The sequence below is a fragment of the Oleiphilus sp. HI0123 genome (assembly GCF_001635315.1).
Genome location: NZ_LWGE01001693.1, coordinates 1 through 674 on the forward strand (window position 1 = coordinate 1; position 674 = coordinate 674).

The 674-nt window shown below is 45.1% G+C and carries 1 protein-coding gene; it reads left to right on the forward strand.

The window, feature by feature from the left end; translation table 11 throughout:
• On the forward strand, positions 1-674 hold a 674-nt coding region (locus tag A3761_RS22935), incomplete at both ends, for an ABC transporter permease (RefSeq protein WP_068750962.1).

Consider the following 674-nt stretch of genomic DNA (forward strand, 5'->3'; position numbering starts at 1 on the left):
TTTTCCAGAGCATTGTCTCGCCAGTTATCTCTACCTCTTTGTATTTTGTCGTCTTTGGTTCTGCGATTGGCTCGAGGATTAATGAAGTGGACGGAGTTAGCTATGGGGCCTTTATCGTACCAGGCTTGATTATGCTTTCTTTGTTAACGCAGAGTATTTCTAACGCTTCATTTGGAATTTATTTTCCTAAGTTTAGCGGCACCATTTATGAGCTACTTTCTGCACCTGTTTCATACTTCGAAGCCTTGCTTGGCTACGTGGGGGCCGCAGCAACGAAGTCGATCATACTTGCCTTGATTATTCTCGCAACGGCGAGCCTGTTTGTACCGCTACAAATAGCGCATCCGGTTTGGATGATGGTCTTCCTTGTGATGACGGCCATTACCTTCAGCTTGTTCGGTTTTATTATCGGCATCTGGGCCGATAACTTTGAGAAGCTTCAGGTGATTCCTTTACTGGTGATTACGCCTTTAGTGTTTTTGGGCGGTACTTTTTACTCTGTCAACATGCTGCCGCAGATCTGGCAGACCATCACTTTATTCAACCCTGTTTTGTATTTGGTAAGCGGCTTTCGCTGGAGTTTTTACGAGATTTCAGACGTCAGCATGGTAGCAAGTCTGGCGGCTATTAGTGGCTTTCTGCTTCTGTGTATTGTTGGCGTATGGTGGATATTT